The organism is Streptomyces sp. NBC_00490 (assembly GCF_036013645.1).
Taxonomy (GTDB): Bacteria; Actinomycetota; Actinomycetes; order Streptomycetales; family Streptomycetaceae; genus Streptomyces; species Streptomyces canus_F.
Map to the genome: position 1 here is coordinate 52,136 of NZ_CP107870.1, position 13,586 is coordinate 65,721.

General features: G+C 69.9%; 14 protein-coding genes. 1 reads left to right on the forward strand and 13 read right to left on the reverse strand.

Translation table 11 applies throughout. The features are described from left to right. Positions 1–2: 2 nt before the first annotated feature. From OG381_RS48655 to OG381_RS48670, 4 genes are all read right to left on the reverse strand, one after another. Complete coding sequence (locus tag OG381_RS48655; protein ID WP_327722835.1) at positions 3–941, reverse strand: aromatase/cyclase; 939 nt, start codon at positions 939–941, stop codon at positions 3–5. Positions 942–968: 27 nt separating this feature from the next. After that, complete coding sequence (gene fabG / locus OG381_RS48660) at positions 969–1,751, reverse strand: 3-oxoacyl-ACP reductase FabG (protein ID WP_327722836.1); 783 nt, start codon at positions 1,749–1,751, stop codon at positions 969–971. A gap of 27 nt (positions 1,752–1,778) precedes the next feature. Next, a complete protein-coding gene (locus OG381_RS48665; RefSeq protein ID WP_327722837.1) occupies positions 1,779–2,051 on the reverse strand; it encodes an acyl carrier protein in 273 nt (90 codons plus the stop codon). A 284-nt stretch (positions 2,052–2,335) separates the two neighbouring features. Beyond that, positions 2,336–2,962: a hemerythrin domain-containing protein gene (locus tag OG381_RS48670; RefSeq protein WP_327722838.1), complete on the reverse strand. Its 627-nt coding sequence runs from the start codon at positions 2,960–2,962 to the stop codon at positions 2,336–2,338. A gap of 263 nt (positions 2,963–3,225) precedes the next feature. Here OG381_RS48670 and sigJ point away from each other — a divergent pair, with 263 nt between their 5' ends. Further along, positions 3,226–4,221: an RNA polymerase sigma factor SigJ gene (gene sigJ / locus OG381_RS48675; RefSeq protein WP_327722839.1), complete on the forward strand. Its 996-nt coding sequence runs from the start codon at positions 3,226–3,228 to the stop codon at positions 4,219–4,221. 12 nt (positions 4,222–4,233) lie between these two features. On the opposite strand, the gene OG381_RS48680 is transcribed toward sigJ, so the two are convergent. From OG381_RS48680 to OG381_RS48720, 9 genes are all read right to left on the reverse strand, one after another. Next, the gene (locus OG381_RS48680; RefSeq protein ID WP_327722840.1) at positions 4,234–5,580 is read right to left on the reverse strand and encodes a cation:proton antiporter; all 1,347 of its coding nucleotides are present in this window, start codon (positions 5,578–5,580) and stop codon (positions 4,234–4,236) included. 26 nt (positions 5,581–5,606) lie between these two features. Continuing rightward, positions 5,607–6,023, reverse strand: coding sequence for a nitroreductase/quinone reductase family protein (locus tag OG381_RS48685; RefSeq protein WP_327722841.1), 417 nt, complete (start codon positions 6,021–6,023; stop codon positions 5,607–5,609). A 24-nt stretch (positions 6,024–6,047) separates the two neighbouring features. Beyond that, positions 6,048–6,602, reverse strand: a complete 555-nt coding sequence (locus OG381_RS48690) for a flavin reductase family protein (RefSeq protein WP_327722842.1) — start codon at positions 6,600–6,602, stop codon at positions 6,048–6,050. 37 nt (positions 6,603–6,639) lie between these two features. Beyond that, positions 6,640–8,139 carry an FAD-binding oxidoreductase gene (locus OG381_RS48695; protein WP_327722843.1) on the reverse strand — a complete coding sequence of 500 codons (1,500 nt, stop codon included), beginning with the start codon at positions 8,137–8,139 and terminating at the stop codon, positions 6,640–6,642. Between the two features lie 62 nt (positions 8,140–8,201). Next, a complete protein-coding gene (locus OG381_RS48700) occupies positions 8,202–9,836 on the reverse strand; it encodes an MFS transporter (RefSeq protein ID WP_327722844.1) in 1,635 nt (544 codons plus the stop codon). A 114-nt stretch (positions 9,837–9,950) separates the two neighbouring features. Further along, positions 9,951–10,766, reverse strand: coding sequence for a dienelactone hydrolase family protein (locus OG381_RS48705; RefSeq protein WP_327722845.1), 816 nt, complete (start codon positions 10,764–10,766; stop codon positions 9,951–9,953). A 92-nt stretch (positions 10,767–10,858) separates the two neighbouring features. Beyond that, on the reverse strand, positions 10,859–11,224 hold the full coding sequence (locus tag OG381_RS48710; protein WP_327722846.1) for an antibiotic biosynthesis monooxygenase family protein: 366 nt from the start codon (positions 11,222–11,224) through the stop codon (positions 10,859–10,861). Positions 11,225–11,251: 27 nt separating this feature from the next. Next, positions 11,252–11,857, reverse strand: coding sequence for a nitroreductase/quinone reductase family protein (locus OG381_RS48715; RefSeq protein WP_327722847.1), 606 nt, complete (start codon positions 11,855–11,857; stop codon positions 11,252–11,254). Positions 11,858–11,869: 12 nt separating this feature from the next. Further along, positions 11,870–13,564 (reverse strand): NAD(P)/FAD-dependent oxidoreductase, encoded by a 1,695-nt coding sequence (locus OG381_RS48720; RefSeq protein ID WP_327722848.1) that lies wholly within the window; start codon positions 13,562–13,564, stop codon positions 11,870–11,872. Positions 13,565–13,586 lie beyond the last annotated feature (22 nt).

A 13,586-nucleotide genomic window follows, 5' to 3' on the forward strand; every position in this document is an offset into this window, starting at 1 on the left:
GGTCAGCGCTGGTTCTCGGCGTGGTCCTTGGCGTACCCCAGGGTGGCGCGGCTGTTGGTGCTCAGCGCGCCGTGGACGTACGCGCGGGCGTCCGCGACCGTGGCGTCCTCGCCGAGGATCCTCGCGATGTTCGCGGTGTTGAGGACCACGGTGTGCTGGGAGGAGGCGGTGGTGGTGCCGTCGGCGGCCTCGGTGAACGTCCAGTAGCCGGTGTGGAGGGTCATCAGCGCGGGCAGCGTGACCTGCTTGTAGGCGATCTTGTGGTGCGGGAACGTCACCCGGTACGACTTGGTGGTGTGCGTGGAGCCGTCCTTGGCGCGGGTGTCCATCTCCAGGCTCTGCAGACCGGGTGACGGTTCCTCGAAGCGGACGGTGGCCACGTGCGGCAGCCGCTCGGGCCACAGGCCGGCCTCGTTGACGAAGTCGTAGGCGTCCTTGGCGGCGCCGGCGATCGTCACGGAGTCCTCGAAGGAGAACGTGACGTCCTCGGTGGCGTGGGCGAGTTCGACGTTGGTCTTCAGTGCCGCGAGCTCCGAGCGGGAGTTGCGGTCGACGGCCTCGTCGATCCAGGCCAGTCCCTCGGGGTCGTCGTCGATGGCCCGGTAGTCGTGCAGGAGCCGCACCCGGGAGGTGGACTCGGTGAGCGGCTCGATGATCCAGGTGCCGCCCATCGCGGCGACCGGCGGGGTGGAGACCTCCTGGCGGAAGGTGATGACCAGGCCCTCGGCGTCCAGGGTGCGGCGCGAGGTCCAGTTCTTCGGCTCGCCGTTGGCGGTGGCCCAGATGCGGATCCGCTCGCTGTCACCGTCGGCCTCGACACGGTCGACGAAGATGGTGGGCGGGAAGATCCGCGGCCAGTTCTCCACCTCGGCGATCAGGCGGTAGACGGCCGTTGCGGGGGCGTCGACGTCGACGGTGTGCTCGACCTCGCGGAGCGTCATGGCTGAACTCCCTTCAGGGCAGGGGGATTAGAAGTTGCCGAGGCCGCCGCAGACGTTGAGCGCCTGTGCGGTGATGGAGGCTGCGGTGTCGGAGGCGAGGTAGCCGACCAGGCCGGCGACCTCTTCGGGGGTCGAGTAGCGGCCGAGCGGGATCTTCGACTGGAACTTGGTGAGGATGGCGTCCTCGGTGGTGTCGTAGGCGGCCGCGTAGCCCTGGCGCACGCGCTGCGCCATCGGGGTCTCCACATAGCCGGGGCAGACCGCGTTGACGGTGATGCCGGTCGGCGCGAGCTCGTTGCCGAGCGCCTTGGTGAAGCCGACGACGCCGTGCTTGGACGCGGAGTAGGGGGCGCCGAGGACCACGCCCTGCTTGCCGGCGGTGGAGGCGATGTTGATGATCCGGCCGCGGTCCTTGTGGCGCATGCCGCCGGCGTTGAGGACCGCGCGGGTCATGCGGAAGACGCTGTTGAGGTTGGTGTCGATGACGTCGTCCCACAGCTCGTCGTCGATGTCGGCGGTGACGCCGCCGCCGCTGCGGCCCGCGTTGTTGACGAGCACGTCGACGGTGCCGAACCGCTCGACGGCGGCGGTGACGAACGCGGTGACGCTGTCGGAGTCGCGCACGTCGACGGCGGCTCCGTCGACGTCGAGACCTTCCTCGCGCAGCTGCTTGACGGTGCTGGTGACGTTCTCGGCGGTGCGGGCGCCGATGAAGACGCGGTGGCCGCCGGCGGCCAGGATCCGGGCGACCGCGAGGCCGATTCCGCTGGTGGCGCCGGTGACGAGAGCGACGCGCTGGTCCTGCTGCATGGTGGCTTCTCCCTGGGTCCGGTCGGGTCAGGCGGCGGTGGCGGCCGGCGACAGCAGTTCGTTGACGGCGGCGATGAGGGTGCGGGGGGTGCGGTTGTCGGTGAAGACGTCGTCGTCGAGGGCGATGCCGTACTCGCGCTCGATGCGGCCGCCGGTCTCCAGCAGGGCCAGCGACTCGTAGCCGAGCGACTCGAAGTCGAGGTCGAGGATGTCGCCGTCCAGGTCGATGCCGTCGTCGGCGCCGGCGCCCTCCAGGAGGATGCGCTTGAGGTCGGCGAGGGCGAACGCGGAGGTGCTCATGGGTGGGGGTCCCTTCGGGGATTGGCTGTGGTGAATGGGTGGGTGGGCATGGCGATGCCCCTGCCGGTGGGGCTTGGCAGGGGCATCGGGTTGAACAGGAGGAGCGCCTAGGAGCTCGGGAGGGTCTGTCGGGTTGCGGCTGCGGGCTCGTTGTGGCTGGTCGCGCAGTTCCCCGCGCCCCTACGGGGCACAGCCCCGCCCGGGCATGGAAACGCCCCTGCCGGGGCGGGGGATGTCGCCGGCAGGGGCGTGCTCCAGGGGGCCCGTCTAGCGGGGCCTTGGGGTCAGATGCCCCACAGGTGGCGCTTCTTGTAGCTCGACTCCCAGAACAGTTTGTTGAGGACCTTCACCGGGGCCGGCATGGTGTCCAGGAAGGCCTTGCGGTCGGTCTCGTTCTGTTCGTCGGTGATCCAGGGGAAGTAGACGGCCGCGCCCTTGGGGCCCTGCTTGCGGGCCATCGCGCCGCGGAAGGCGTCCCAGTCCTTGGTGGTGCAGGCGTCCTGGATGAGCGGCAGCGCCTCGCTCTCCTCGTGCTTCATGTGGTCGCCGAGGACCCGGATGAGTTCGGCGACGCGGTCGGCGAGGTCGGGGGTGTTGCGGGCCAGGCCGTCGTCGACGGAGGCGAGTACCGGGTCCAGCTGGGCGTGCTCGGCCTCCATCTCGTCGAGCAGTTTCTGGTCGGCGGGCCGGCCGGCGACGGCGGCCGCGACGCGCGGCCACAGGTCGGAGTCCTCGACGGTGTGGTGCACATGCAGCTGGTGCTTGAAGTTCGCCCAGCCGTCGCGCACCTCCGGGGACTGGGAGCGGCCCGCGGCGACCGCCGCGGCGAGCCGCCTCATGTCGCGCCGGAACGCGTCGTGCGTGGCGTACATGACGGCGAAGTTGATCGGGGCCTGCTGTGCGACTGCCATGGTGTGCGTGCCTTTCTTGAGTGACCGGTCGCGGCCGGTCGGCGGATGGGGTAACTCGCTGTCGCGAGTGGGGAGTTCGGCCTCTTCGGCCGAGCTCCCCACGCCCCGCGGCCCGGGATGCCCTCGTGAATGAGAGGGATCGGTCATGGCCGGATGTGACACGAACCGCCACCTTTGTGATCTGAATCACATTCGTGGGGGTGATGTCACATTTCCCGGACCAAAGCCGTCTCGGGTGTGAGCTCGTCCCAGGGAGGTGCACCATGTCCGACAGCCAGCCAGGCGACCACACGGCCGGTTCCGTCGAAGCCTCGACGGAGGTCTTCGTCGGCTACCGCGAGTTGCTGTTCTCGATCGTCTACAACCTGCTCGGAACCGTCGCCGACACCGACGACGTGCTCCAGGAGACCTGGTTGTCGTGGTCGGCGAAGAAGAGCCGCTCCCCGCACGAGGAGATCGACAACCCGCGTGCCTATCTCGTACGGATCGCGGTCAACCACGCGCTCGCCCGCAAGGCCGCCGTCAAGCGACGCCGTGAGACGTACGTGGGTCCCTGGCTGCCGGAACCGCTGGTGACCCGGGGCGCCGCCGAGGAGGAGCCGGCCGCCGAGCCCGCGCACCGGGCGCTGCAGAGCGAGTCGGTGTCGATGGCGCTGATGGTGGTTCTGGAGACGCTGTCCCCGCTGGAGCGGGCGGTGTTCGTGCTGCACGACGTGTTCGGCTACGCGCACGCCGAGATCGCGGGCATCCTCGACCGCAACCCCTCCTCGGTGCGCCAGCTCGCCCACCGGGCCCGCGCCCACGTACAGGCGCGGCGCCCCCGCTACCAGGCCGATCCGCACGTCCAGCAGAAGGTCACCGAGCGGTTCATCGACGCAGCCCTCGGCGGCGACCTCGGTCTGCTGATGGAGATGCTGGCACCGGACGTGACCATGTGGACCGACGGCGGCGGCAAGGTCCGCACCGCGGGCCTGCGTCCGGTCATCGGCCGGGAGAAGGTCTGCCGGCTGCTCGCGGGCTACGCCGGGCGCACCCCCAAGGACCTCGACATCCACTACCGGCACGTCAACGGCGACCCGTCGGCGGTGGTGTTCTCCGAGGACTCCCCGTACGCGGTGCTGGTCATGGACCTCACTCCCGACAGCGACCAGGTGCGCGGCATCTACGCCGTGGTCAACCCGGACAAGCTGGCCCGGGTGCGGTCCGCCGAGCCCGCCGAAACCACCGGATCCCCCGAGTCCTCCGAGAACGAGGTCTGAGGGCCGTGGGTGTCAGCGCGCGCCGCGCCCGCGGCCGGCAGCCGCTTCGGCGACACCGGCACGCGGTGCGGCGGCTGCCTCGGCGACGTCCGGAGTGCCGACTGCGCTCCCCACCAGGGGCAAGCGGTCGTCGTCCCGCAGCAGCCGGTTGAGGACGGGCGCCGCGATCCCGGTGGTGACCAGGGCCATGAGCACCATCGCGGAGAACAGCTGCACGGTCAGCAGCCCGAGGCTCAACCCCACGTTCAGCAGCACCAGTTCGGTCAGACCACGGGTGTTCATCAGCACCCCGAGCACGGTGGCGTCGCGCCACTCCATGCCCGTCAGCCGCGCGGACAGGGCGACGCCACCGAGCTTGCCGAGGCAGGCCACCACGATGATGGCCACCGTCTGCAGGACACCGCCCGCGCTGAGCGTGGTGAGGTCCACGGACAGGCCGGTGACGACGAAGAACACCGGAAGCAGCAGCTTGCCGACGGTCTCCAGGGGCGGCATCGCCACCCGGTGCAGCAGGCTGTCGTGACGCCGGGGCATCACCAGACCGAACATGAACGCCCCGAAGATGGCGTGGATGCCGATGTGGGAGGTGACGAACGCCGAGGTGAACACACCGGAGGCGACGAGCACCGGCACGTACTGCGTGTGCGTGACGCGCAGCCGGTCGCTGATCGTGGCGAGGACGGGGCGTACCAGCCACAGCATGACGACCAGGTAGACCGCCGACCAGGCCATCACCGTCAGGAATCCGGCGGTGCCGGTGGCGGTGGTCAGGGCGACCACGACGGCCAGCATGCACCAGGCGAGCACGTCGTCCGCGGCCGCGAGGCCGAGGGCCAGGGTGCCGGCGCGGGTCTTCTGCAGACCCTGCTCGGCGATGATCCGGGCCAGGACCGGGAAGGCGGTGATGGACATCGCGACGCCGAGGTAGAGCGCGAACTCGGTGAACGGCACGGTCTTTCCGTTGACCACGTCGTGCGAGCCGTAGATCAGCCAGGCGAGCCCGACGCCGAGCGCCATGGGCAGCGCCAGCGAGCTGATCCAGATGGTGCCGGTGGAGCGGAAGCGGCCTTTGAGGGCGCCGCCGTTGAACTCCCAGCCGATGATGAACATGAACAGGAGCAGGCCCACCTGGGAGACGACGCCCAGATGGGGGCGTATCTCGGCGGGGAAGAGCCGGTCGGGCAGGTCGCCGGGGAACAGTCCGAGCAGGCTCGGTCCCAGGCAGATGCCGACGGTGATCTCACCGATGACGGCGGGCTGTTTGATACGGCGGCACAGGGCGGTGACAGCGGCCGCCAGGGCGAGGATCAGGGCGATGCCGCCGATCGCCGTGACGGTGATCCACTCGGAGTGGGGCACAGCGCTCTCCTGTCAGGGGGCGGCGGTCATGGCCGGACCGGCGCGGTCGTGGATGTGGCGGCATCGACGGGGCGCAGTTCGATGAAGTCGAAGGCCTTGAAACGGCGCAGCAGGGGCCGCAGCGGCGCCGGTACGACGGACTGCTGCGGGTCGGTGAAGACCTGCGGCCGGTCCAGGCGGATCAGCTTGCCCCGGGTGTGCAGTTCGCAGCCGCCGCCGGCGATGGTGTTGCGCACCCAGTCGGACTGGGGGCCGTACGGCAGCGACATGACGTAGTTCCCGTCGCGCTTGAAGACCTTGACCGGGGTGCGGTAGACGCGCCCGGACTTGCGTCCCACGTGCAGGACGGCGCCGAACCCGGGCATGCGGGTCAGGACGGGGCCGACGAAGCGGTTGGCGAAGGTGCGGTTGAAGCGGGCCAGTCGCCGTTGGATGGCGGACATCCGGAACTCCTTAAGCGTGCGGGGTCAGACGTCGAACATGGGGTGGGTACCGCGCTGTTCGGCCTCCAGGGAGCCCATGGAGCCGCGGAAGAAGATCAGTGGTTCGGACTCGCCATTGGACACGCCCAGTTCGGCGACCTTACCGATGAAGATCGTGTGGTCGCCGCCCTCGACGGCGTTGACCAGGCGGCAGGACAGGAACGCCATGGCGCCGCTGAGGACGGGCACGCCGGCGGTGGAGTAGTGGTGGTCGACGCCGTCCAGGTTCGCGGTGTGCCTGCCGGCGAACGCCCAGGCCAGCGGCTCTTGCCGGCCGGCGAGGAAGTTCACCGTGTAGGCGCCGGACTCCTCCACCACCGCGCGCAGGCGGGACGCCTTGTGGAGGCAGAACAGCACCAGCGGCGGGTCGAGGGAGACCGAGGTGAAGGAGTTGACGGTGGTGCCGGCCGCCTGTGAACCGCTGCCGCTGGTGATCACGGTCACGCCGGTCACGAACATGCCGCACACATTGCGCAGCACCTTCCCGTCGATGGGACCGTCGGCCCGCTGTTGCAGGATGCCTGGCTGTGTCGTGGTCATGGGCGCCCCCTGGGGGAAGAAGGCCCCGGCGAGGGGCTCAGCGGATGCTCTGGGCGTACTTGAACAGGCCGTACGGGTCGTAGAGGGCCTTGGTCGCGGCGAGCCGCGGGTAGTTCTCGGCGTAGTAGGACCGCTTCCAGTCCTTCAGGGCCGGGTCGATGAAGTTCTGGTAGGTCTCGCCGCTGGAGTAGGCGTCGATCGCGGCGAACCCGCGGTCCACCCACAGCCGGGCGGCCGCCCGGCCCTCGTCGGTCGGTGAACTGGGGATGGTGGCCAGGTAGTTGGTGGTGTAGAGGCTGTCGCGGTGCACGTAGGCGGTCGCCGTGCGGGCGAGGTCGGAGGCGGCTCCGCCCACCGGGAGGACCTGGAGCTGGTGGATCTGGCCGGCCTGGCGGTCCGCGTCGAACACGGCGAGGGCCGCCGCCCACCCGTTGCGGGCCATGGGGGTCTTGAACATGCGGCTGCGTTCGAGGCCGAACGCGGGCCGGGTCAGCTGCCCTTCGGGGTGCAGGTCGGCGGCCCGGTGGCACTGCTCGGTGGTTTTGGTGGCGCAGCCGTAGACGCCCGTCATCAGCGAGCGGTGCGGCATGACGGCGTCCACCCGGGAGGCGGGCGGCCCGGTCAGGGTGAGCAACCGGCCCACCTCGTCAGCGAGTTGGGCGGCCGTGCCGGTGGAGACCAGCCGGATCGCGGGCACCGGGGCGGCGCCGGGCGCCGCGTCGGGGAGCGTGATCACGCACGCGCCGCCGATGGCGCGGGGGGCGTCCACCAGCCAGCGGGCGTATCCGTCGAGCATGTCGAGCGCCTTGTCGTAGGCGAAGACGAGCGTCGCGGTGGCCACGTCGGTGACGGCGGAGGCGGTGGCGGTGTACGAGGTGACGACGCCGAAGTTGCCGCCGCCACCGCCGCGTATCGCCCAGAACAGATCGCCGTGCCGCTTCGGTGCGGCGGTCACGATCCGGCCGTCGGCCAGGACGACGGTCGCGGAGGTCAGGGCGTCGCAGGCCACGCCGAGCGGGCGGGTCAGAAAGCCGAGGCCGCCGCCCTGGAAGAAGCCGCCGGCCGCGACGGTGGGGCCGGCGCCGCCGACCACGGCGAGCCCCGCGGGGGCCAGCGCGTTCAGCAGGTCGACGTTCTGGGCGCCGGGCCCGAACGTCGCCGTGGTGCCGGTGAGGCTGATGGAGTTCAGCCGGGACACGTCGACGACCAGGCCGGTGGTGGTGGAGTAGCCGCCCAGGCTGTGGCCGCCGCTGCGGATGGCGACGGGCAGGTCGTTGTCCTGCACGAACGTCAGGCACAGGGCGACGTCGGCCGCGCTCGCGCAGTACGCGACGGCCTGCGGGTCGATGGTGTCGAACTGCTGGAGTTCGAGTTGTTTGGCGGTGGCGTAGGAGGCTTCGCCGGGCAGCACGAGGGTGCCCGAAAGACGGCCGCGCAGCTGCTCCCAGGGAGCGGCCGCGCGGGCTGGGGAGGGGTGGAGGGCGGCGAGCGCGAGGGCTCCGCCGGAGGCTCCGAGGAGTGTTCTTCGACTGATCATGTCCGGTCCCAATACAAGCGCCCCCGGCCCTTGAGGGGCCGGGGGCGCGGACGGTGGTGCGGTCAGTGCGCGGCGGTGGCGTCCTTGGCGGGCGCCGTCTCCGGCTGCGCGGGCGGCACGCCGTGGCCCATGCCCGAGGGGGTCGGCCCGCCCTTGAGGGCGAGGCACAGGGCCGCGCCGGCGAACATCGTCAGGGCGGGCACCAGCATGGTGGGCTGGAGCGCGTCGACGAATCCCTGGTGGAAGACCTTGCCGGCCAGTTCCTGAATGGTGTTGGCGACGTCCTGCGGTACGTCCGCCGGCAGCGAGGCACTCTGCCGGGTGCCGACCTCGACCTGCTGGGCGCCGTCGGCGAACCCGGAGACGAAGTCGGCCCGGTAGTCCTGGGGCAGCGACTGGGCGGCGGTGGCGGCCTCCTCGCGCAGCGCGGAGACCAGCTTGGCCTGGAGCACCGCGCCGATGACGGCGCCGGCGAGCACGGAGCCGACCTGGCGCAGCGCGTTGTTGACGCCGGAGGCGGCGCCGGTCAGGTGCGGCGGCACGTTGCGCATCACCTCGGCGCCCATCGGGGCGAAGGTGCAGCCGGCGCCGAGCCCGGCGACGAAGAGCGGGCCGACGAACGCGGTCCAGGAGCTGTCGGTGTCGGCGACCATGAAGATCCAGGTGATGCCGATGCCGAACATCGACAGGCCCGCCGTCAGGATGTACTTGCCGCCGAACTTCTCCGACAGGATGCCGGCCGGGCCGGCCGTGAACATCGAGCCGAGCGCGAGGGGCACCAGGACCAGGCCGGTCTTGATCGGGCTGAAGCCCAGCACGGACTGCAGGTAGATCGTGGTCGGCAGGAGGATGCCGAGGACACCGAAGGACACCGCGATGCCGACGAGGTTGACGACGGAGAAGTTGCGGTCCTTGAACAGGGAGAACGGCAGCAGCGGCTCGTTGTCCTGCTGGCCGCGCTCGTACATCAGGAACGCGCCGATCAGGACGGCGGCGGAGACGAGCAGCGCCCAGATGAAGCCGTTCCACTCGTAGCGCTCACCCTCGATGAGGCCGAAGGCCAGGCAGAACAGCGCACCCGAGGCGATGATCACGCCCATCAGGTCGAAGCGGTGCTTGACCACCCGCACGTTCTTGGGGATGAGCTTGAAACCGAGCACCAGCACCAGCAGGCCGACCGGGATGTTGACGAAGAACACCCACCGCCAGTCCAGGTGCGTGACCAGCAGACCGCCGAGCGTCGGGCCGATCGCCCCGGAGACACCCGCGACCGCGCCCCACACGCCGTAGGCGGCGCCGCGCTTCTCGGGCGGGAACACGTCGGTGATGATCGACAGGGTCTGCGGCATCAGCATCGCGGCGCCCACCCCCTGCAGCGCGCGGAACGCGATCAGCTGGGAGGGGTCCTGGGCCAGACCGCAGGCCAGGGAGGCGAGGGTGAACAGGGCCACGCCGGACAGGAAGAGGTTGCCCTTGCCCCGGATGTCACCCAGCCGCCCCGCGGTGATGATCAGCGTGGCGAGGACCAGGGTGTAGGCGTTGACGACCCACAGGATCTTGTCGAGCGAGGCACCGAGGTCGTCGGTCATGTCCGGGATGGCGATGTTCACGATCGTCAGGTCGACCAGGGTCATCACGAACCCCAGGCACAGGACGCTCAGAACCGCCCACGGGTTGGTCTGCCGTTCTTGAGTCATGTTCCTCTCCTTGTCGCGGCGTCTAAGGCGCTCACGTTGTGTGGCGGTGCACCCAAGAGGGCGGTGCCGGTCCGGGTGTGACATGCACGAGCGACGGTGAGACGCACGTCACATTCAGGCCGTGGGGGTGAGGCGTTCCCGCAGGAAGGCGACGACCCGGGTGCGGGCGGCAAGGGCCTGGTGGCCCGGTGCCTCGCGCACCTCGACGGTCAGCACGGAGTGGGCGCTCTTGGCGAAACCGCCCGTGTTGCCGGGAGCGGAGTCGAGTTCGATGACCTCGAAGGCGTCCCCGAGCCGGGCACGGAGCGTGGCGAACCGCGCGGCCGGGGAGATGCCGTCCTTGCTGAAACGCAGACCCAGCACGCACAGTCCCTCGCCGCGCGTGCGGGCCACGACGGCGTCGAGCTCCTCGGCGGCGAGCCCGGCATCGGCCTTGCGGGTGCGGCTCGTCGGGAACGGCACCGAGGGCTGGCTGACGACGGGCGCGAGGACGGCGGGATCGACGGCGGCGGCCAGCGCGAACCCGCCGGTGAAGCACATGCCGATGACGCCGACGCCGGGGCCCGGGGTGCGCGCGGCCAGGTCGCGGGCGAGCGCCCGCAGATAGTCCGCGACGGGGCGGCGGGCGTTCGTGGCGAAGGCCCGGAACTCGGCCGACACGCACAGCCGGGCCACCACCCCCAGGGTGTAGGGCGGGGAGTCCGCGCGGCCGGGGGTCCCGAACAGGGAGGGGACCGTGACCGTGAACCCCTCCTTGACCAGGTGCTCGGCCAGGCCCAGCACCTCGGGCGTGATGCCGGGGATCTCCGGGACGAGGATCACCCCGGGCCCGGCCCCCTTCTCGTACACGTCGTGGGTGACGGAGCCGGCGGTGAAGGAGCGCCGGCTCCATCCGGTCAGGTCAGAGGTCGGTGCGGTGCCGGTCGTCACGGCGAACTCCTAGTGAGGCAGGCGCGGTTGGTGGCCGCGCTCTGGTCGTCGTACGACGTGGGCCGTACGACGACCAGGGCGGTGCCGGCCGGTCAGGCGACGCAGATGCCCTCGACGGCGATCTTCTCGTAGACGTGCGGGTAGGCCGTGATGCCGTCGGGGTACTTGGCCGCCGACTGCTGGAACTCCGGCTTGCTGAACGCGGCGAACAGGGCCTCGGTGGACTCCCACACGGCCACGTTCACCAGCAGGCGGCTGCCGGCGATGCCCTTGTGCAGCTGGGTCTGGATGCAGCCTGGGCTGCCCTTCATGTACGCGGCGTCCTCCTGCCAGATCTTGAGGAACTCGTCGTACAACTCGGTCGGCACGTCGAAGACGTTGACGAGTGTGATCGGCCCGCTCTTCTCCTGGAACTGCTTGATGAGGGGGGTGGCCGGGTCCAGCGCCTCGATCTTCATCTGTTTCCTTCCTGGTGGCGGGGGTGCTCAGAGCTCTTGCGGGTCGAGGTCGTCGGGGGTGATCTCCAGGACCGGGATGGGGCGGGCGGCGCGCTTCTGGAACTCGGCGATGAACGGGAAGACCTCGCAGAACTCGCGCCACCTGCGGTCGCGTTCGTCGCCGGCGAGGATCCGCACGGTGGCCGGGAACTGCTCGGGGCCGATGTCCACGGTCACCTGCGGGGTGGCGCGCACGTTGTGGAACCAGGCGGGGTGGCTGGCCTGCGGGCCGCCGGGCACGTCGAAGTGGCCGGGGGCGGCGCACACGATGTAGCGGCCGTTGTCGTAGACGTAGCCGACCGGCAGGGTGCGTGCCAGGCCGGTCTTGCGGCCGGTGGTGGTCAGCAGCATCGCGTCGAGGCGCCCGAAGTGCCCCATGATCTTTCCGCGGGACTTGCGGTACAGGAACAGATGCAGGTGCAGGAAGGACTTGTTGACCTTCTTGACGTACTTGTTCGGCGGCTTGGAGTACAGGTAGACGTTGAAGCGGGTGAACGCCTGCACCAGCGGGTTGGTGTCCTCCATCTGGGGGCGGGTGGCGGACCAGGAGGACAGCGCCGCCTCGTCCTCGGGTCGTGCGGTGGTCTGGGACATGGCCGTCCTTCCTTAGAGCGCCTTCTTGCCCTGAAGTGCCGAGCGCAGGCCGCTCCTCACCAGGGAGCGGGCGATGTCGCGCATCTCGCCCTCGGGGGCCTTGCGCAGCGACCAGTTCATGAACTTGGCGACCATCGCGGTGGTCGGGTACACGAACCGCGTGGAGTCGTCGTCCTTCCAGCCGAACACCGGGTTCAGGCCCTCGCACTCACGCAGCGCCGTGAAGATCGTGTCCGCCGCGGTGTCCCCGTCCAGCTCGCCGATCTCGTACTTCTCGCAGACCTCGGCGGTCAGTTCGAGGATCTTCTTGAACTCGTCGTGCGGCCACCACAGGCCCGGGTACGGGGTGTTCTCCAGCTCCTTGAGGTGCTGTTCGTTCCCGTCGAGTTCGTACTGCGCGCGGGCCCGGTGCAGCCGCATCACGCCCGGCGTGAGGAACCCACCCCACACCCGGAACACCGCGTTCCACAGACGGAAGTGGGAGAAGGAGATGTAGGAGGCGTTGACGAGGTCGTCGTTGTACTGGAGCAGACCGCGCTCCAGCTGCTCGACGTACTCGAACCGCTCCACCGACCAGTCGTCGTCCTTGACCGACTCCAGGATGCGCGTGCACAGCGAGTACACCACCTCGAAGGTGTTGGACAGGCCGCGCGAGTACAGCGGGTCCAGGAAGCCGGCCGCGTGCGACATCAGGCACCAGCGCGGGCCGATGGACCGGCTGGAGGAGTACTGCAGGCGGTCCGTGGAGATCCACTCACGCACCCGCTTGGCGCCCACGAACTGCCGCTTGACCGCCGGGTACTTGTCGAGGAATCCCTGCCACTCCTGCTCGGGGGTGAGGTCGGTGGGCTTGGGGTAGGTGCGCTCGTCCATGGTGATGCCGACCGAGCACATCGGGTTCTTGGAGCCCTTGACGTTGTCGAAGGGGATGATCCAGAACCAGCCGCGCTCGATGAGGTGGTGCAGGGTGCCGCCGTGCCACTGGGCGGGCGGCCGCTTGCTGACCGGGTGGTGCGAGACGTCGTCGAACGGCTTGACGCCGATGTAGTGCGTGAACATCGAGCGGGCGTGGTGCTTGAAGCGGGCGGGCTGCTCGCGCAGGGCGAACTTCTCCGCCAACGGGGAGCGGAAGCCGCTCGCGTCGATGAGGTACTTGGCCCGGAACACCTCGCCGTTGCGGCCGGTGATGGTGACGCCGTCGTCGTCGAAGTCGAGGTCGGTGGCGAACCAGTTCTGCCGGGTGACGCAGCCGTACTTGGCGGCGACGTTGAAGTAGTACTGGTCGCTGTCCTGGCGGAACAGATGGCTGGCGTCGGTGAGGACCTTGGGGATGACGAACATCGTCGCCTGCTCCGGGTCCGGCTCCCGGCCCTCCTCGTGCTTGATGAACCCGAAGCTCTGCTTCTTGCCGTGGTGCGGGCCGATGTTGTCGGCGACCGCCTTGGCGCTGAGCAGATGGCCGAGCTCGGGGACGTCGAAGCGCGACTTGAGAATGTGCAGCCACTCGATGAGCTGCGGCGTCATCGACTCGCCGACCGCGAACCGCGGATGCTGCCCGGCGTCGACGAGGACCACCTTGGTGCCCTGGCGGGCCAGGATCGCCCCGGCGACCGAGCCGGCCAGGCCCGATCCCAGGATGAAGACATCGCAGTGCTGGACGTTGTCGGACCTCTTGGCCTGGCCCTTGGCCATCACCTTGCTGGCCATACGCGCCACCCTCTCTTCTGAC

Bases quoted from the DNA above. Each gene is read 5' to 3' on its own strand.
- OG381_RS48690 (WP_327722842.1), bottom strand. From the start codon at position 6,602: ATGACCACGACACAGCCAGGCATCCTGCAACAGCGGGCCGACGGTCCC.
- OG381_RS48655 (WP_327722835.1), bottom strand. From the start codon at position 941: ATGACGCTCCGCGAGGTCGAGCACACCGTCGACGTCGACGCCCCCGCA.
- OG381_RS48720 (WP_327722848.1), bottom strand. From the start codon at position 13,564: ATGGCCAGCAAGGTGATGGCCAAGGGCCAGGCCAAGAGGTCCGACAAC.
- fabG (WP_327722836.1), bottom strand. From the start codon at position 1,751: ATGCAGCAGGACCAGCGCGTCGCTCTCGTCACCGGCGCCACCAGCGGA.
- OG381_RS48700 (WP_327722844.1), bottom strand. From the start codon at position 9,836: ATGACTCAAGAACGGCAGACCAACCCGTGGGCGGTTCTGAGCGTCCTG.
- OG381_RS48685 (WP_327722841.1), bottom strand. From the start codon at position 6,023: ATGTCCGCCATCCAACGGCGACTGGCCCGCTTCAACCGCACCTTCGCC.
- OG381_RS48670 (WP_327722838.1), bottom strand. From the start codon at position 2,962: ATGGCAGTCGCACAGCAGGCCCCGATCAACTTCGCCGTCATGTACGCC.
- OG381_RS48665 (WP_327722837.1), bottom strand. From the start codon at position 2,051: ATGAGCACCTCCGCGTTCGCCCTCGCCGACCTCAAGCGCATCCTCCTG.
- OG381_RS48715 (WP_327722847.1), bottom strand. From the start codon at position 11,857: ATGTCCCAGACCACCGCACGACCCGAGGACGAGGCGGCGCTGTCCTCC.
- OG381_RS48695 (WP_327722843.1), bottom strand. From the start codon at position 8,139: ATGATCAGTCGAAGAACACTCCTCGGAGCCTCCGGCGGAGCCCTCGCG.
- sigJ (WP_327722839.1), top strand. From the start codon at position 3,226: ATGTCCGACAGCCAGCCAGGCGACCACACGGCCGGTTCCGTCGAAGCC.
- OG381_RS48710 (WP_327722846.1), bottom strand. From the start codon at position 11,224: ATGAAGATCGAGGCGCTGGACCCGGCCACCCCCCTCATCAAGCAGTTC.